The sequence below is a fragment of the Clostridium celatum genome (assembly GCF_021412605.1).
Lineage (GTDB): Bacteria > Bacillota > Clostridia > Clostridiales > Clostridiaceae > Clostridium > Clostridium celatum.
Genome location: NZ_JAJKGM010000002.1, coordinates 40293 through 60090 on the forward strand (window position 1 = coordinate 40293; position 19798 = coordinate 60090).

The 19798-nt window shown below is 28.0% G+C and carries 16 protein-coding genes; 15 read left to right on the plus strand and 1 reads right to left on the minus strand.

What is annotated here, in order from left to right; all coding sequences use genetic code 11:
* The first annotated feature begins 22 nt into the window (after window positions 1-22).
* Both LPC13_RS01400 and holA read left to right on the plus strand, forming a co-directional pair.
* Window positions 23-1720 (plus strand): ComEC/Rec2 family competence protein, encoded by a 1698-nt coding sequence (locus tag LPC13_RS01400; protein ID WP_234088484.1) that lies wholly within the window; start codon window positions 23-25, stop codon window positions 1718-1720.
* Window positions 1721-1736: 16 nt separating this feature from the next.
* A complete protein-coding gene (gene holA, locus LPC13_RS01405) occupies window positions 1737-2768 on the plus strand; it encodes a DNA polymerase III subunit delta (protein ID WP_005215729.1) in 1032 nt (343 codons plus the stop codon).
* Window positions 2769-2869: 101 nt separating this feature from the next.
* Here the strand turns inward: holA and rpsT are convergent, their stop codons facing one another.
* Window positions 2870-3133 (minus strand): 30S ribosomal protein S20, encoded by a 264-nt coding sequence (gene rpsT / locus LPC13_RS01410; protein WP_005215727.1) that lies wholly within the window; start codon window positions 3131-3133, stop codon window positions 2870-2872.
* Between the two features lie 174 nt (window positions 3134-3307).
* On the opposite strand from rpsT, the gene gpr reads away from it, so the two are divergent.
* The 13 genes from gpr to LPC13_RS01475 all read left to right on the plus strand — a co-directional run bounded on the left by gpr (window position 3308) and on the right by LPC13_RS01475 (window position 19706).
* Complete coding sequence (gpr, locus tag LPC13_RS01415; protein WP_005215725.1) at window positions 3308-4282, plus strand: GPR endopeptidase; 975 nt, start codon at window positions 3308-3310, stop codon at window positions 4280-4282.
* Window positions 4283-4531: 249 nt separating this feature from the next.
* A complete protein-coding gene (locus LPC13_RS01420) occupies window positions 4532-5620 on the plus strand; it encodes a stage II sporulation protein P (protein ID WP_234088486.1) in 1089 nt (362 codons plus the stop codon).
* Window positions 5621-5683: 63 nt separating this feature from the next.
* Window positions 5684-6127 (plus strand): hypothetical protein, encoded by a 444-nt coding sequence (locus tag LPC13_RS01425; protein ID WP_005215722.1) that lies wholly within the window; start codon window positions 5684-5686, stop codon window positions 6125-6127.
* A 97-nt stretch (window positions 6128-6224) separates the two neighbouring features.
* Window positions 6225-8030 (plus strand): translation elongation factor 4, encoded by a 1806-nt coding sequence (gene lepA / locus LPC13_RS01430; RefSeq protein ID WP_005215720.1) that lies wholly within the window; start codon window positions 6225-6227, stop codon window positions 8028-8030.
* 97 nt (window positions 8031-8127) lie between these two features.
* Complete coding sequence (gene hemW / locus LPC13_RS01435; protein ID WP_234088487.1) at window positions 8128-9258, plus strand: radical SAM family heme chaperone HemW; 1131 nt, start codon at window positions 8128-8130, stop codon at window positions 9256-9258.
* Between the two features lie 217 nt (window positions 9259-9475).
* A complete protein-coding gene (gene hrcA, locus LPC13_RS01440; RefSeq protein WP_040420100.1) occupies window positions 9476-10504 on the plus strand; it encodes a heat-inducible transcriptional repressor HrcA in 1029 nt (342 codons plus the stop codon).
* A gap of 25 nt (window positions 10505-10529) precedes the next feature.
* Window positions 10530-11135: a nucleotide exchange factor GrpE gene (gene grpE / locus LPC13_RS01445; protein ID WP_005215712.1), complete on the plus strand. Its 606-nt coding sequence runs from the start codon at window positions 10530-10532 to the stop codon at window positions 11133-11135.
* A gap of 51 nt (window positions 11136-11186) precedes the next feature.
* Entirely contained in the window at window positions 11187-13046 is a 1860-nt protein-coding gene (gene dnaK, locus LPC13_RS01450; protein WP_195244710.1) for a molecular chaperone DnaK, read from the plus strand.
* A gap of 120 nt (window positions 13047-13166) precedes the next feature.
* Window positions 13167-14300, plus strand: a complete 1134-nt coding sequence (dnaJ, locus tag LPC13_RS01455) for a molecular chaperone DnaJ (RefSeq protein ID WP_195244709.1) — start codon at window positions 13167-13169, stop codon at window positions 14298-14300.
* 214 nt (window positions 14301-14514) lie between these two features.
* Window positions 14515-16065, plus strand: coding sequence for a nitrite/sulfite reductase (locus LPC13_RS01460; protein ID WP_005215703.1), 1551 nt, complete (start codon window positions 14515-14517; stop codon window positions 16063-16065).
* 162 nt (window positions 16066-16227) lie between these two features.
* Complete coding sequence (gene trmB / locus LPC13_RS01465) at window positions 16228-16884, plus strand: tRNA (guanosine(46)-N7)-methyltransferase TrmB (protein ID WP_040420098.1); 657 nt, start codon at window positions 16228-16230, stop codon at window positions 16882-16884.
* A gap of 529 nt (window positions 16885-17413) precedes the next feature.
* Window positions 17414-18598, plus strand: a complete 1185-nt coding sequence (locus LPC13_RS01470) for an O-antigen ligase family protein (protein ID WP_005215694.1) — start codon at window positions 17414-17416, stop codon at window positions 18596-18598.
* Between the two features lie 106 nt (window positions 18599-18704).
* On the plus strand, window positions 18705-19706 hold the full coding sequence (locus LPC13_RS01475) for an acyltransferase family protein (protein WP_005215683.1): 1002 nt from the start codon (window positions 18705-18707) through the stop codon (window positions 19704-19706).
* Window positions 19707-19798 lie beyond the last annotated feature (92 nt).

Consider the following 19798-nt stretch of genomic DNA (forward strand, 5'->3'; position numbering starts at 1 on the left):
CTTACAATAGGGGTGATGCCAAATGAAACTATGTACTGAAAAAAGCTTTAATAATCCATTAATATATATTTTTGTTGTATCTATATTAGCATCTATATGTTATGAAATGTATAGTAAAAATAAACTGTTGGCAATTTTTGTTGTTAGCAGTTTTTTTATATTTATATTTAAGTTTAAAGGAAATTATATAGCGATAATATTAATATTATTTTTTACTATTTTTATATTCAATAATATATGGTTTTATCAGTATATTCCAGATAATATTGAAGAAATAAGGATTATTGAAGTGAAAAATTATTATGGTAAAGGCAAAATCAATGGTAGAAACGTAAATTTATATAATATAAATAATGAAATAAAGGTTGGTCAAAAAATACTTGCTAAGGGTGAATTTAGTAAAGATAACAATATAATTAAAGGATATATAGGAGAATATAAAATAAATTTCTATAAAATAAAACAAGATGATTTCATTAGTACTTTATATAAAGAAAGAGAGAAAATATTTAAAAAGATAGAAGAAAAATTAGGAAATAGAAAAGCTGCACTTATTACATCTGTTGCATTTGGTTATAAGAGTGAATTAGGCGAAGAGGATAGAGATATTATGGGGGAATTAGGAATATCTCATGCTATATCTGTATCAGGATTACATTTATCATTAATTTTTAGTGTTTTATCAAAAATATTTGGTATTAAGATGAGTTTAATTATTTCTTTTATATATGTTTTATTTACAGGGGCACCACCATCATCTGTAAGAGCATATATAATGATATTTATTATGAGCTTTGGAGTGGTTTTAAGAAAGACATATAACTCATTAGCAGCTTTATCATTAGCAGGCATAATAATACTCCTTATACGGCCTTATGAAGTGTTTGGGCTAGGGTTTATATTATCATTTTTGGCCACATTAGGTATAATACTTTTTAATAAAGATTTAAACAAAAAATTATATAAACTACCTAATAAAATAAGAGATACAGTATCAATATCTTTATGTGCACAAGTATTTACTTTGCCAATATTAGTTTTATACTTTGGAGAGGTATCAATTAGTTTTATTTTAGGTAATATGTTAGTAGTTCCCTTTATAGTTATTTTAGTTATATTGGGAAATGTGCTGTTGGTAATTCAAATGATTATACCAATATTTAATTATTGCCTCTATTTATGCAATTATATAATTAAAATAATAGATTTTATAATGTATAAAATTAATAATATTGGTTTAGAATTATTGTATTTACATTACAGCGTGGCATATTTTTATATTGCAATACTTACAACTTACTATTATTACAAAAGAGGTTTTAAAAGATTTTTATATTATCCTCTTATCATAGCAATATATATACTTGTGCTAATTTACTCACCATTTCTAAAAATAAGATATTATAAAGATGGAGCACTTCTCGTAAGTTATAAAGGTAATAGAGTGCTAATAGAAACTAGTGACTATGTAGACACTGAAAAGTTAAAAAGAGTAACATTAGCAGATAAAATAGTTAGAAAAGTTAATAGGATTAATATAGCAAATGAATTTGTAATTAATGGTCAAGGGAAGAATTATATTTTATACACAACAAATAATAAATATTTGCTATTAGTAAATTATGAAAAAATAGATTGGGAATATGATATAATAGATTTCAGAAAAGGCGATATAGAGGAAATAATAATACTTAATGATAAATTTTTAAAAGGTAGATAAGGAGTTGTAATAAATATTGATAAATATAGATGTACTTGAAAATGAACTAAAAAAGAATGATGTGGCAAATGGGTATGTCTTTTGTGGATTAGATGAGGAACTTATTAAAATAAGTGTTGATTCAATTATAAATAAGGTTGTAGAAAAGGACTTTATAGATTTAAATTTTACAAAGTTAGATGGATTAACAACGACTTTTGAAGAAATAGAAAATGCATGTGAAACTTTACCTTTCTTTGGTGATAGAAAAGTAGTTTTAGTTTATAGAGCTAATTTTTTAAAAGATAAGGCAGATAAAGAAGCAGCAAAAACATATAGTGAAATATCTAAGTATATTAAGAACTTACCTAGTCACACTGTGCTTATAATGTATTATGTATTTAATGATAAAAGAGATACGCCTAAAAAAAATAAAAAGTTATCTACATTAGATAAATATATAAAAGTAGTTCATTGTGATAAGTTAAAAAAAGATAAGTATTATAAGAAAATAGAGGATTTATTTAAAGAAAGAGGAAGAAATATAGGAAAGATACAATTAAAATATTTTGCTGATAAAATACAAAATAATTTTGATATTATAAAAAGAGAAATTGATAAGATAGATTGTTATGCAATGGGAAGAGAAATAACTAAAGAAGATATAGATAAGTTAATTCAAAATAAGAGTGAAGATGATATTTTTGATTTAGTAGAATACATATCAACTAGAAAAGTTGAAAAGGCTTTAGATCTTTTAGATGAGTTATTATTTAAGGCAGATCAACACATGCTTATAATATCATCTATCGGAAATCATTTTAAAAGATTATATGAAATTAAAGTTTATATGAGTAAGGGAAAAAGATTAGATTTCTTTATGTCTAAATATAGACTTCCTCAGTTTGTATGTGAAAAATTAATGAATCAAGCATCGAAGTTTAGTCCCAAACAATTAAGTGAACTTATAAAAATTTGTGTAGATACAGAAACTAAGCTTAAATCATCTTCAGGAGAAAAACAAATGGAAATGGAGCTTATGTTGTTTAAAACATTTATGGTTAAATAATAAATATGTAAATAGTATGTAAATAAAATTATATTTTTTAGAAACATAATTAAATTAAGGTAAAATAATAGCCGGTGAAAAATTCACCGGCTTCTTATTTATTACGCCATAGCGTTTAATTTTGCAGCTAATCTTGATTTCTTTCTAGCAGCCATGTTCTTATGAACAGTTCCTTTTTGAGCAGCCATGTCTAAAGACTTAGAAGCTTTAACGAATAAAGCTTTAGCTTCTTCAACGTTGTTAGCAGCTACAGCAGCTTCAAACTTCTTTATAGCAGTTTTTAATGCTGATTTAACCATTCTGTTTTGTAAAGTTTTCTTTTCAGTAACTTTAATTCTTTTCTTTGCTGATTTAATATTTGCCATTCAATTCACCCCCTTGATATTTTATAGGGCCTCTGCAGTTTTTGGGGAAATCTGCGTACGAGTTCATTTTCAACAAATCATATTATAACACCTAAAGTTTTTAAGTTCAAGTATGAAATTAAAACTTATTTGGGAAAATAAATTTGATTAGTAAATATTTTTAGGAGGAAAGTTATGATAAGTGTTAGAACAGACCTTGCAATTGAAGCAAAACAGGCATATACGGAAGAAAATAAAAGAGAACTTGATGGGGTTAAAGTTGATGAAGAAATGGATGGAGAGGCAAAAATTACTACAGTTACAATAGAAAGTGATGAAGCAGGTAAAGAGCTTGGAAAACCAAAGGGGCATTATATAACTATAGATTTTCCGGAATTTACAGCATATGATGGTGAAACTATGGATAATGTATCATTAACTGTAGGTAAAGTATTAAAAAAACTTGTAGATATTAGTGCAGACAAATTGGTGTTAGTAGTAGGACTTGGTAACTGGAATGTAACACCAGATGCATTAGGACCAAAGGTAGCAGAAAAAATTATGATAACAAGACATTTAAAAGAAGTTATGCCAGATGTTATAGATGAATCTGTAAGACCTGTTTGTGCAATAGCACCGGGTGTACTTGGAATAACAGGAATTGAGACAGGTGAAGTAATAAAATCTTTAGTTGATAGGATTAAACCAGACTTAGTTATTTGCGTTGATGCTTTAGGTTCAAGAAAGCTAGAAAGAGTTAATAGAACTATTCAAATAGGTGATACAGGAATTTCACCAGGTGCTGGTGTTGGAAATCATAGAATGCAAATAAATGAAGAAAGTTTAGGTGTTAAAGTAATAGCCGTTGGTGTTCCTACAGTTGTTGATGCAGCAACAATTGCTAATGATACTATGGACTTATTATTAGATGATCTTTCAAATAAAGCTGAAAGTGGAAAAGAATTTTATAATATGTTAAAGAGTGTGGATAGAAATGAAAAAAATATGCTTATAAGAGAAATATTAAATCCTTTCTTTGGAGAACTGATGGTAACTCCAAAAGATGTAGATCAAGTTATAGATTCACTATCAAAAATAATTGCAAATGGAATTAATATAGCAGTACAACCCAATATGGATATGGAGGAGATAAATAAATTTATGAATTAGTTAAATAAAAAAGCACTTATATAAAATTTAAGTGCTTTTTTATTTTAAGATTAATTATTGGGAATAAAAACTTTTTTGATTAATATTTTATTATAAATTATAGCTACATTCTTAATGTAAGTATAATGGTTTCTTAATTGGATATGATGAATTTTTAGCAATATGTTTGCTTGAAATTTAATTTAGAAAAAGTATTAATAATTATGTAAAACCTCCCATATATATAAAGAGTGAGGAGGGATATATATAATGCAGTGGGTTAATGGTGATAATAAAAATACTAAAAAGAAGAAACAATTTAGTGTAGGATATATTTTATTAATATTAATTATAGTTGTAGTTATAGTAAGGGCTGTAGGGATAATTAATAATTATAGAGAGCGTGGAGGATTAGCCTATGTACAGTTGCTTAATTACTCAATGCCTATTGTTGAAACACAAATCTATGATGAATCAGCTTATAGAGAAAATACAGTAGATTTGAAAAGAGTGTTAGTAGAAGCCCTAGGATTAAATAATATAACAACGTATGGAATAATAGGTAATGAGATTGCATATTTCAAAAATCCCCTTAAAGAAACTGTTACAGTTAGTAATAATACAAACAGTAGATTTAATATATTCACACCTTATGAAGTTAAAGAAGAGAGTATAGTTAGAATGACTGATGAAGACATCGCAGAATTAAATAGTGTTAGTGCTGCTTATGACCCAAGTTTAAAGAAAACATTAGATCCTAATAATGTTGAGGTATTAATATATCATACTCATACTCATGAAGGATATATAGATGTAGGAGCTGATAGTTCGGAAGAAGATTTTACAGTAGTTGGAGTTGGTAATGTATTAGCACAGGAATTACAAGAGGGATATGGAATATCAGTTATACATGATAAAACAATACATGATATAGCACCATATGCAGATTCATACTTTAGATCCCAAGTAACAGTTGAAAGTTATTTAGAGCAATTTCCTAATCTCAAACTTATAATAGATTTGCATAGGGATGGAGGACCAGATAAAGATAGGACTACAACTGAAATTAATGGACAAAGTTTGGCAAGAGTAGAGTTTGTTACATCGCAAACATCACCATATTACAATGAAATGATGGAAACAGTAAATTCTTTAATTACAATTGCAGATACATTATTTCCTACTTTTTTAAGAGATGAAAAATTAATGGAATATCCAAGTGGTTCTAATGATTTTAATCAAAATTTAAGCCCTGCATGTATCTTAACAGAATTTGGAGCTGATAAAAATACTGCTCAAGAATCTAAGCTAAGTGCTAAATATTTAGCAAGAATAATAGCAGAGTATTTAAATAGATAAAAAATTGAATAAAAAAATAAAAAATGAGCATCCTTATAGTTAAACACTAGGGGGTGTCTTTTTATGACCATTTTTAAGAAGTATATTATACCTATGGTATTATTGATTTTAGTTGCTATAGGAGCAATTAAGATTAATATAATTAATACTAAATCATTATCACCTTTAGGTAATAGTGATGATAATTTTAATTTAGTAAGTGAAGAATTTGGTGAGGATTTTCAAGAATTTATAATGGATAAGAGTGCAATTAAAATTTATACTGGAGAAGAAAATGATAATTTGGCAATGGTAAAAGTTTTTAATAAAGAAATTAATTTAACAATGGATAATATATTTTTAAAAAAATTAAAACCAGTTTTTAATTATATTGAAAAAACGGTATCTAATATAAAGGATAAATTTAATGAAAAAAGAAAAAATAATAACGATAATAGTAATAGCGTAGATAGTTATGATTTGGATAATACTGTAGATGATTTTATTGAGAATTATCAAGGAAATTAATATTCTTGACACCTACTCTATACTCTATGTTATAATTTAGTTTGATTTAACAATATGGGGGTGAAGAAGCTGCTTAAAAGATTAGCAGTTAAGATATATGCAAAGTAATAGACAATCAAAGATTAGAAACTTTTCAATAGTAGCACATATAGACCACGGTAAGTCAACCCTAGCGGATAGATTATTAGAAATTACAGGGACTCTTACTCAAAGAGAAATGGAAGAGCAAGTTTTAGATAACATGGAACTAGAAAGAGAAAGAGGTATTACAATAAAATCTCAAGCTGCAAGACTTGTGTATAGACGTGCTGATGGTGAAGAGTATATTTTAAACTTAATAGATACACCAGGACACGTAGACTTTACATATGAAGTTTCAAGAAGTTTAGCTGCTTGTGAAGGTGCTGTACTAGTAGTTGATGCAACACAAGGTATTCAAGCTCAAACTTTGGCAAATTGTTATTTAGCATTAGATAATGATTTAGAAATTGCACCAGTAATTAATAAGGTAGATTTAGCATCTGCAAGACCAGATGAAGTGAAGCAAGAAATCGAAGATGTTATAGGTATAGAAGCACATGATGCACCTATGATATCAGCTAAAACAGGATTAAATGTTGAGGATGTTTTAGAAACTATAGTGGAAAAAGTACCAGCTCCAAATGGAGATGAAGAAGCTCCACTTAAAGCTTTAATATTTGATTCATATTATGATAGCTACAAAGGTGTTGTATGTTATGTAAGAATTATGGACGGAAAAGTTAAGCCAGGAACTAAAATAAAGTTAATGGCAACTAATAAAGTATATGATGTAACAGAAGTAGGGGTATTTACTCCTAAGTTCTTACCTGTTAATGAACTTATGGCTGGAGACGTTGGATATATAACTGCATCTATTAAAAATGTTGCTGATGCTAGAGTTGGTGATACTATAACGGAAGCAAATAGACCAACTGAACATGCATTACCAGGATATAAGAAAGCTGTACCTATGGTTTACTCAGGGATTTATCCAGTAGATGGTGCTAAATATGATGAATTAAAAGAAGCTTTAGAAAAGTTACAAATAAATGATGCAGCTCTAGATTTTGAGCCAGAAACTTCTATAGCATTAGGATTTGGTTTCAGATGTGGATTCTTAGGATTACTTCACATGGAAATAATTCAAGAAAGAATAGAAAGAGAATTTAATTTAGATATTATAACAACAGCTCCTTCGGTTGTGTATAAGGTAGCTAAGACTAATGGAGAAGTTTTAGATTTAACTAATCCAACAAACTTACCAGAACCAACAGAAATAGATTATATGGAAGAACCAGTTGTTAGAGCATCTATAATTTCTCCAACAGATTATGTTGGTGCAATAATGGATTTATGTCAAGAAAGAAGAGGAACATTCATAGATATGGAATATCTTGAAACAACAAGAGTATCTATAAATTACGATATGCCGTTAAATGAAATTGTTTATGATTTCTTTGATACATTAAAATCAAGAACTAGAGGGTATGCATCATTTGACTACGAATTTAAAGGATATATGAAGACAGAACTTGTTAAGCTTGATATATTATTAAATGGAGATATAGTCGATGCATTATCAATGATAGTTCCAAAGGAAAGAGCTTACCATAAAGGAAGGGGAATAGCTGAAAAGCTTAAAGAAATAATTCCAAGACAAATGTTTGAAGTTCCAATTCAAGCTGCCATAGGTTCTAAAGTTATAGCAAGAGAAACTGTTAAGGCTATGAGAAAAGACGTACTTGCTAAATGTTATGGTGGAGATATTTCAAGAAAGAAGAAACTTCTTGAAAAACAAAAAGAAGGTAAGAAGAGAATGAGACAAGTGGGATCTGTAGAAGTACCACAAGAAGCATTCATGGCTGTACTTAAAGTAGACTAATAAATGTGTTAATGAAAAGACATTGCAATAGCAATGTCTTTTTTCATAATCGAAGATATTATTAAGTAAATTATTATATAGTTTGGAGGAGAAAATAATGAAAGAAATTAGCTTATATATACATATACCATTTTGTAAACAAAGATGTTTTTATTGTGATTTTCCTACCTTTGCAGGGAGAGAAAAGTTTAGAGAGGATTACATAAATGCATTAGTCAAAGAAATTGAAAGTAAATGTTCAAATTATATTATTAAAACTATATTTATTGGTGGAGGAACGCCTTCGCATCTTGAAGTAAAAGAATTAGAAAAGTTACTTAGTTGTGTTGAAAAATTAAATTTATCGGAAAACGTAGAATATTCAATAGAATGCAATCCAGGAACAGTAAATGAAGAAAAATTAATGCTTATGAAAAATTATGGCGTAAATAGATTAAGTTTTGGACTCCAATCTTGTGATGATAAATTGCTTAAGAGAATTGGTCGTATACATACCTTTAATGAATTTTTAGAGAATTATAAATTAGCTAGAAAAATAGGGTTTACTAACATAAATGTAGATTTAATGTATGGTTTGCCAAATTTAACAATAGAAATATGGAAATATACATTGGAAAAAATATGTGAGTTAAAACCAGAGCATATATCAGCATATAGTTTAATTATTGAAGAAGGTACAGCATTTTACTCTTTATACGAAAAAAATAAATTAGAAATACCGTCAGAAGATGATGAAAGAATTATGGATAAAATGACGAAAGATATATTAAAAAAGTATGGATATCACCAATATGAAATTTCTAATTTTGCTTTGCCTGAAAAAGAATGTGAACACAATAAGGTATATTGGAGTTTAGGTGAATATATTGGTGTAGGATTAGCAAGTAGTTCTTATATTGATGGATATAGATTGGTTAATATAGATAATATGAATGAATATATAAAAAGAGTAGAGAATAATGATAATGTAGTTATGGAAAAACATAAAAATTCAAGAGAAGATGAAATAGAAGAATTTATTTTTATGGGATTAAGAATGCTTTCAGGGATAAGTTTATCTAAATTTAATAAAAAATTTGGTGTAGATATAAACAGTATATATGAGCATGTCATTGAGAAAAATATAAGAGAAGGTCTTTTAGTTGTAAAAGATGATTTTATGTATTTAACTTCAAAAGGAATTGAATTATCTAATATTGTTATGTCTGATTTCATATTAGATAAATAGATAATTCAATGGTTGTATAGTTGACTATTTAAAAAGCTAAGAAAAAAGGAGTAATTTAGAGATGGAAAGAGAAAACTTAGAAAAAACTAAATTATACAAAAAAATAATTGAAAATTTAAAGAAATATGAAATTGACAAAAAAAACAAATAAGAATATATTGATATTGTAGTCATTAGCACTCGACTTAAATGAGTGCTAACAAATAGAGGTGATGAGATGGCTATTGATGAAAGGAAAATAAAAATACTTCAAGCCATTATTAATGACTATATAGTAACGGGAGAACCTGTAGGATCTAGAACAATAGCTAAAAAGTATGATTTAGGTGTAGGATCTGCGACTATAAGAAATGAAATGGCAGATTTAGAGGAAATGGGGTACTTAGAACAGCCTCATACATCAGCAGGAAGAATACCATCTAGTAAGGGCTATAGGTTATATGTTGATAAACTAATGGAAACACAAAAGTTAAGTAAGGATGAAGAGCTTAGAATTAAAGAATATTTAATTAACTCAGCTATGCAAGAAGTTGATACAATTTTAAAAGAAGCTTGTGTTTTATTATCGGAATTAACAAATTTAACATGTATAGTTCAAACTCCATCAATGAAAAGAAGTTATATAAAATCACTTCAATTAATTAAAATTGATGAGACAAATTTAATTTCAGTAATTGTAACAGATAGTGGAGTTATAAAAAATCATAGAATCAAGGTTAAAAATGCCCCAAGTAATGATGAGCTAAGTAGAATTAATGAAGTATTAAATAGTAAACTTAAAAATTTAACTATTGAAGCTATTAACTTAGAGGTTATTAATGGACTAAAAAATGAATTAGTAGGATTTGATGATTTATTTAATGCAATGCTTCCAGCTTTATATGAAAGTTTAAACAATAACTCCAAATCAGAGTTAGTGGTTGAAGGAACAACAAATCTTTTTAATTATCCAGAATACAACGATATTGAAAAGGCAAAAGAGGTACTTCAATTAATAAGCAATAAGGATTGTGTTATAGAGTTACTTGAAACTAGTGGTGATATGTCTATTAAAATTGGTGATGAAAATTATATACCTGAAGCAAAAGATTGCTCGGTAATTACAGCAGAGTATTCTTTAGGTGGAAGACCAATTGGCAGTATTGGACTAATAGGTCCACAGAGAATTAATTATTCTAAAGTAGTCTCAATTATGGCACAAGTGATAAAGGAGTTAAATAAAAGTCTTCAGGACCAAGAGTATTGAATGAAAAGAGATGAGGTGTGTAAGGATGGAAGAAAACAAAGAATTAAAAGATGAAGAAATATTAGAAAAAGCTGAAACAGTAGAAGAAACTGAAACAGTAGGAGAAACTGCTGAGTCTACGGAAAATGAAGAAGTAGAAGAAGAAAATTCAGAAAACACTGGATCAGATGATTTATCAATGATTAGAAATTTAAAAGAAGAAAATAAAAAGCTTTCTAATGAATTAGAAACATTAAAAGATAGATTACTTAGATTAACAGCTGAGTATGACAATTATAGAAAAAGAACAGCTAAAGAAAAAGAAGGAATATATACTGATGCATGTACTGATGTATTAAAGGAAATGCTTCCTGTAGCTGATAATTTAGAAAGAGCTTTAGCTGTAGATGGAAATGTAGATGATCTTAAAAAGGGTGTTGAGATGACTATAAAAGGTTTCTTAAACTCTTTAGATAAATTAGGTGTTGAAGAAATTGATACAACTAATGGATTTGATCCAAATTTACATCAAGCAATTTCTGTTGTTGAAGATGAAAATTTAAATAGCAATGATGTTGCTCAAGTATATCAAAAAGGATATAAAAGAGGCGAAAAAGTAATCAGATATTCAATGGTTACAGTAGCAAAATAGTAATTAAGGAAAATCTTTAAATAGATATGTAATTTCGAGGAGGAAAAAATTATGGGAAAAATTATAGGTATTGATTTAGGTACTACAAATTCATGTGTAGCTGTTATGGAAGGTGGAGAACCAGTAGTTATCACTAACTCAGAAGGTGCTAGAACTACTCCTTCAGTTGTTTCTTTCCAAGCAAATGGAGAAAGATTGGTTGGACAAATTGCTAAAAGACAAGCGATTACAAATCCAGAACATACAATAATTTCAATAAAAAGAGAAATGGGAACAGACCATAAAACTCATGTAGATGATAAAGTTTATTCACCACAAGAAATATCAGCAATGATACTTCAAAAAATTAAAGCAGATGCAGAAGCTTACTTAGGAGAAACTGTAAACCAAGCAGTTATTACAGTTCCAGCTTACTTTAATGATGCCGAAAGACAAGCAACAAAAGATGCTGGTAGAATAGCAGGATTAGAAGTATTAAGAATAATAAACGAACCAACTGCAGCTTCATTAGCTTATGGATTAGATAAGACTGACCACAGTGAAAAAATATTCGTTTATGACTTAGGTGGAGGTACATTCGACGTATCTATTCTTGAATTAGGAGATGGAGTATTCGAAGTATTATCAACTAATGGAGATACTCACTTAGGTGGAGATGACTTTGACCAAAAGATTATAGATTATATAGCAAATGATTTTAAATCACAATATGGAATAGATTTAAGAAATGATAAGAGTGCAGTTCAAAGATTAAAAGAAGCTGCAGAAAAAGCTAAAATAGAATTATCATCATCAATGCAAACAAATATTAACTTACCATTCATCACTGCAGATGCAACTGGTCCAAAACACATTGATATGAACTTAACTAGAGCTAAATTTAATGAATTAACTCATGATTTAGTTCAAAGATCAATAGAACCAATGAAGAAAGCATTAAGCGATGCTGGACTTTCAATTAGCCAAATTGATAAAGTTATATTAGTTGGTGGTTCAACAAGAATACCTGCAGTACAAGAAGCTGTTAAGAACTTTACAGGAAAAGAACCTTCAAAAGGAGTTAACCCAGATGAATGCGTAGCTATGGGTGCTGCAATTCAAGCAGGTGTTTTAACTGGAGAAGTTAAAGATGTATTATTACTAGATGTTACTCCATTAACATTAGGAATTGAAACAATGGGTGGTATTGCTACTCCATTAATAGAAAGAAATACAACTATACCAGCTAAGAAGAGTCAAATATTCTCAACTGCAGCAGATGGTCAAACATCAGTTGAAATTCACGTTGTTCAAGGTGAAAGACAAATGGCTGCTGATAACAAGACTTTAGGTAGATTTACTCTATCAGGTATTGCTCCAGCTCCAAGAGGAATTCCACAAATTGAAGTTACTTTTGATATAGATGCTAATGGTATTGTTAAAGTTTCAGCTATGGATAAAGGAACTGGTAAGGAAGCAAATATCACAATTACTGCATCAACTAACCTTTCAGATGAAGAAGTAGATAGAGCAGTAAAAGAAGCTGAAAAATTTGCAGCAGAAGATAAGAAGAGAAAAGAATCAATAGAAACTAAGAATAATGCAGATCAATTAGTTTACCAAACTGAAAAGCAATTAGAAGAGCTTGGTGACAAGATTTCTGCAGATGACAAAGCTAAAATAACTGCTAAATTAGATGCTTTAAAAGCTGTTAAAGACGGAGAAGATTTAGAGGCAATTAAGAAAGCTACAGAAGAGTTAACTCAAGAGTTCTATGCTATATCTTCAAAGATGTATGCTGATGCTCAAGGAGCTCAAGGTGCTCAAGGTGCAGGATTTGATCCAAACAACATGGGTGGAGCAAATCAAGGAGCAACTCATCATGATGATAATGTAGTAGATGCTGACTTTGAAGTTAAAGAAGATAAATAATAATAATTAAGAGGGAAGACAAGAGTCGTCTTCCCTTTTTAAAAGTTTAGGTGTTTACTAAAAAATATATAAATGATAAGATAAATTGAGTAAATTATAAATAAGGTGGTGACCACATAGATGGCAAATAAAGACTATTATGCAACTCTTGGCCTTGAAAAAGGAGCAAGTGATGATGAGATAAAAAGAGCCTTTAGAAAGCTAGCTATTAAATACCATCCTGATAAAAATCAAGGAAATAAGGAAGCAGAAGAAAAGTTTAAAGATATAAATGAAGCATATCAAGTGCTTTCTGATCCAGAGAAGAAAGCAAGATATGACCAATATGGTACTGTTGACTTTGATGGAAGTGGATTTGGTTCAGGTGGATTTGGTGGCTTTGATTTTGGTGATATGGGAGGATTTGGAGATATATTTGAAAGCTTCTTTGGCGGAGGCGGTGGTTCTTCAAGAAGAAGAAATGGGCCGGTTAAAGGTGCTGATATAGAATATACTTTAAATTTAACTTTTGAAGAAGCTATCTTTGGTGTTGAAAAAGAAATTACTATAAATAGAAATGAAAATTGTGAAGAATGTCATGGTAGTGGAGCTAAACCAGGAACTTCTCCAAAGACATGTCCAACTTGTAATGGAAGCGGGCAAGTTAGAGTTCAAAGACAAACTCCACTTGGAAGTTTTGTAAGCACTTCTACTTGTAGCACATGTGGTGGAAAAGGTACAGTAGTGGATAGTCCATGTTCAAGTTGTTCAGGAAGAGGAAAAACTAGAAAGACTAGAAAAATCACAATTAATGTGCCAGCAGGGGTTGATACAGGAAATGTAATGCCACTTAGAGGGCAAGGGGAACATGGTTCTAACGATGGACCTCCAGGTGATTTATATGTTAGAATTAATGTTGCTAAATCTAAACACTTTGATAGAAGAGGTAATGATATCTATATAGATACTCATATTTCTATGGGAAAAGCTGCTTTAGGTGTAGAAATAACAGTTCCTACAGTAGATGGGGATGTTAAATATACAATACCGGCAGGTACTCAATCAGGAACTATGTTTAGATTAAAAGGTAAAGGAGTTCCAAAGGTTCATTCATCAGCTAGAGGAGATCAATATGTAAAAGTTATTGTTGATATTCCTAAGACTTTAACTAGTAAGCAAAAAGAAGCTTTAGAAGCATTCATGGAAGCTTGTGGAGAAAGTGTTGATGGTGAAATAACTCACAAGAAAAAAGGATTTAAGGATATTTTTAAATAATATTTAAAAGCTATGCAAATTTGCATAGCTTTTTATATTTACTGCAGTTATACCAGCTTTTTTTAATGTGTGTAAACTTAATTATTAAGTTTATTTATGGTATTTATAAAATATTTAAATGAATAAATTGGTAAAAAAACTTTGAGTAAAAATCTACATATTTGTATAATAGATTAGGAATATTAAAAATAGTAATGAATTTTGAGGTGAAATTATGGGGAATTTAAAAGAAGTTCTAATGCCAGAAATAGAAGAGTTTAGAAGTGTGGGGCATAAATTTGCTAATGGAGAAATGTCTGTTATGGATTTTAAACACGCTTCTGGTGGAATGGGTGTATATGCACATCGTGGTGGAAAAGAGTTTATGATTAGACTTAGAATACCATCAGGTATAATAACAATGCCACAATTAGGATTAATTAATGAATGGGCTGAAAAATATAAGCTAGGTGGCTTACATTTTACTACTCGTCAAGCAATTCAATATCATGGTTTATCAATAGATGATATATGTAATTTAATGAAAGAAGCTTTAGAAAATGATATATATACAAGAGGTGCAGGTGGTAACTTCCCAAGAAATGTTGCTTTATCACCTTTATCTGGAGTTGATAAAGATGAAGCTTTTGATCCAACACCATATGCATTAGCAACAGGTGAATACTTTATGGAGAGAATAACAACTTATAAGTTACCAAGAAAGCTTAAAGTTTCATTCTCAAATGGAGAAAATGATACTGCACATTGTACAATACAAGATTTAGGATTCTTAGCTGTAAATGAAAATGGAGAAAATTTATTTAGAGTTTACGTAGGTGGAGGATTAGGAAGAAATCCAAGACTTGCTTTAGTTTATCCAGAACTTATAAAGCCAAGTGAAGTATTATATTATGTTGAAGCTATGGTTAGATTATTTAAAGCTGAAGGAAATTACGAAAATAAAGCTAAAGCTCGTATAAGATATATTGTTGAAAAGCTTGGAGAAGAAGGCTTTATTGCAGCTTATAAGAAGTTTGTAGATGAAGTTAAGAGTGAAGGTGGATTAGATTTAAATTGTAACGCCAAAGAATATAATAAGAGTGGTATAAAAGCAAATGTAGAAGATGAAAGATTAATTGCTCAAAAGCAGGATGGATTATATAGCGTTTATTTACATCCAGTTGGAGGACAAATTAAACTAAGTGATTTAAAATCTATTAGAGAAATGTTAGAAAAATTTGATGATCCAGAAATAAGATTATCAATGACTGAAGGTGTTTATTTTAGAAACTTAAATGGGAAAGAAGCTGAAGAACTTTTAGAGTTAACAAATTCTATGTGTGGAAGAACATCATTTGAATATAGTGTATCTTGTATAGGTGTTCCAACTTGTCAAATGGGTATAGCTGAAAGTCAAGAAGCTTTAAAAGAAACACTGAACTATGTAAAAGAAAATGTTTCTAAATTAGATTTATTGCCAAGATTATATTTCTCAGGTTGTGGTAACTCTTGTGGAGTTCATCAAATTGGAGAAATAGGATTAACAGGAAAGAAAAAGAGAGTTAACGATGTAGTAGAAGAGGCATATGAACTTCATGCTAATGGTAGCTTTGTAGAAGGTAAAGCTAGACTAGGAGAAGTTTATGGTGATATTTTAAGAAGAGATATCCCTAAATTTATATGTGAATTAGCTAATATATTAAATAATTCTAATATAAAATTCGAAGATTATATTATTAGTAATAAAGAAGATTTTAAAGCTTTAGTAAGTAAATATAATTGTTAGTAAATAATTTTTAAATAGTTTTTTATATAAGGCATGCTGAATTGTTAAAAATAAATCAGCATGCTTTATATTATTTTTAAAATTTCTATGTAGTTGAAATAAAAAAAATAATCTGTATAATTAATCTATGAACTTAAAGAAATGATTTGGAGTGAACGATATATGAGAATGAGAAGAAAGCCTTGGGCTAGACCTGAATTAGAAGCATGTGAATTTTTTATACAAAAGCCAAGTGAGTATAAAGGAAGATGGAAAGAGTTCTTTGGAAATGATAAGCCTATGTATATGGAATTAGGTTGTGGAAAAGGAACGTTTATGGCTGTCCATGGTTCTGAAAATCCAGATATAAATTATATTACAGTAGATATAAAAGATGAAGTTTTAGTTTTAGCTAAAAGAAATATTGAAGCTGCTTATGAAAAAGTAGGACATGAAATAGATAATGTTGCACTTATGTCCCAGGAAATATTATTAATCGACGAAATGTTAGATGAAAATGATGTTATAGAAAGAATATACATAAACTTCTGCAATCCTTGGCCAAAGGATAGACATAAAAAGAGAAGATTAACACATACAAGACAATTAGAAAAATATAAAAAGTTCTTAAAAAAAGGTGGAGAGATTTGGTTTAAAACAGATGATGATGAGTTATTTGAAGAATCTCTTGAATATTTTAAAGAATGTAATTTTGAAATTAAATATATTACATATGATTTACATGATAGTGGTTTTGAAGGAAATGTTACAACCGAACATGAAGATATGTTTACAGCACAAGGAATTAAAACAAAATTCCTAATAGCACAATATAATTAAATTTAGAACTAAAGTTAACAAAGAAGTGATGATATAACATTCAAAGAATTGATATGATTTCACTAAAGATTAAATTCTAGGGACTATCATATGTTTATTCCAGTTATAGCATCACTTTTTTTACTTTCTTCTAAATTTTAAAAAGTATTTTTAGAAACAATAGGAGATATAAGCTAGACTTTCTAAAAATATTTATTATAAATTTTATTTCAAAATACAAAAAAATTATAATAAATAAAGAGTAGTTGAAAGTTATTTGAATATTAATAGAAAATTAATATTTTTTAAATTATAGATTTTATTTAATATATAAGTTGATTATAATAAAATTATTTACAAAATTTTCAAATGAAAACGAAAATCTAATTAGATAAAGTTAATATATATAGGGGAATACTAATTATATATTAAAATTTAAATGTTAAATTTGATAAAATTATAATTAAAAATATTGAATAATAATTAGGTTATGTGTATACTAAGACAGTTATACTGAGATAGTGTAAATAATATATGATGGTGGTAAAATATGGTATTTTTTATTATTATGATTGTTTTTTCGCCTTTTACAGCTGTAATACCAGCTATATATGCAGGAAAATTATTGTTTGCGAAAAAATTGAAAATAGAAAAGAATTATTGGAGTATTGGGTTATTTTTATTGTTTTGTTATTCTGTGTTTAGTGCGGTAATAAATAAGAGCATTTTATCATTGTTAGCTTCGATAGGATTATTTTTATATTTTGCAATAAGTATTTTATTTCAAAATTATTTTATTAAAATGGTCAGGATTAATAACGCTTTAAAGCTTTTGGTTTATCTAACTATGTTAACAGCAATTACAGCAATTATAGAAAAATTAGCCTTTATTTTAATGGGGTTTCCTAATCATAGAGTTTTTAGTACTTTTGGTAATCCTAATATGGCTGGTGGATGGTTTGCTAGTATGTTGTTAGTTGCAATTTATTTAAAAAGTGTTAAAACAAATAAAAAATATTTTGATATTTATAATGTGGCAATGATTTTAATAGCAATAGCATTAATACTAACAGAATCATCAGGAGCATTTATAGCATTAATAGGATCTTTGTTTATATATTATTTATTAAGAAAAGATAAAAACTTTAAAAGTACACTATTGGGTACTTTATGTATTGCAATAGTAGCGGTAGTATTCCTTTGGGTTCAAAGTAAGATGAGTTCTGTAACACCTATAGGAGAGATTAAAGTATCTTTTAGTTCAAGATATGATGTTTGGCTTGGTTCTATAAAAATGTTTACTGAAAAGCCTATTGTAGGTTGGGGATTTTTGGGCACTTTAGAACATGGAATAGATTATAATTATCGTAATGGAAATGCTATACACTCTCATAATTTATGGCTTACATTTTTAGTTTCTGGGGGAGTAGTTGCTTTAGGAATATATATATATATTAAATATAATTTATTTAGAGATATAATCAAATTGTATAAATCAAGAAATATAATGGTGCCTTTAATAGTATCTTTGAATACAATGGTAATAATTCAAGGTCTTGTTGATTGTCCATTATACGCACCTCAATTGGGAATTTTATTTATAGCAACAGGTGCAATTACTTATAATTTGAGTTGTAATAAAATTAGTAAAAAGCATATTAGCAAAAAAAATATAAATGTTAAATGTAAAATTAGAAAAGTTTCTAAAAATGGGGAAGATAGAATAGCTATTTAAATGTTAAATAGAGAACTTATTTAAAGTTATAAGTTCTCTATTTTTTATTTTACAATAATAATGTAAAAGTGATATAATTTAAAAGATTTTATTAGAAGGAGGAAATATGGGGAATTATATAAAAGAAGCAAATTATCTTAAGGGTCTTGCTATTCTATTAATGTTTATTGGACATGCAGCAACACCTACATTTTTAAAAAGACCACTTTCTTATGAAATTGTAGTACAATTTATTTATTCGTTTCATATGCCTTTATTTTTTATTGTATCGGGTTTTTTAGCTGTAAAAAGTATAAATATTAATTTTAGAAATGATTACTTTTTATTGTTAAAAAAGAGAATAATAAAATTAGGAGTACCATATGTAGTTATAGCATTAATTACTAATATTGCATTAAATATAGCAAGTGGAAATATAACGATTAATGGTTTTATAGAATCTATTAAAACTACAATTTTTTATCCAGAATTAGGTGCAATGGGAGCATTATGGTTTTTATATGCATTATTGATTATATCTATATTAACACCTATTATAACTAAGATATCATTAGAAGCATCAATAATTATTACAATTATAATAAATATATTTGGTCCTAGAGATTTATATTTTTTAGCTATAAATAGAATAAGTTTCTTTATTGTGTATTATTTGATAGGTATGTATGTGAGAAAGTGCTATGAGGATAAAAAGTTAAAAAATATTAATAATAAAAATATTATAATAATAGGAAGTGTTATATTCTTAGGTATATATTCTTTAATAATTTCAAAGGGAATAGTTATTAATAGAATTATATTTAATTTATATATGTTTTTATGTGGTTTAGTAGGAAGTTTAATGATGTTATTAATCATAGAAAAGGTTAAGAAATGTAAGGGGATTATTTCAACTGTTGAGATATTTGGAAAATATTCTATGGATATATATATATTTTCTTGGTTTTTTCAAATTATATCTATGATATTGTGTACTAAAATATTAAATATAAGTAATTATAATATATTTTTTGTTAGCAACTTAATTATTGGTTCAATATCATTACCTTTTTCTGTATATTTTATAAGGAAAATAAAGATATTAAGAATTATGTTTTTAGGAAGTTAACATAATAATAATTAAAATGTAAAATAATTAAATTGGAAATTATTTAATAGAATAAATATAGACTTTACATAATTATAAGTATAAAATATAGT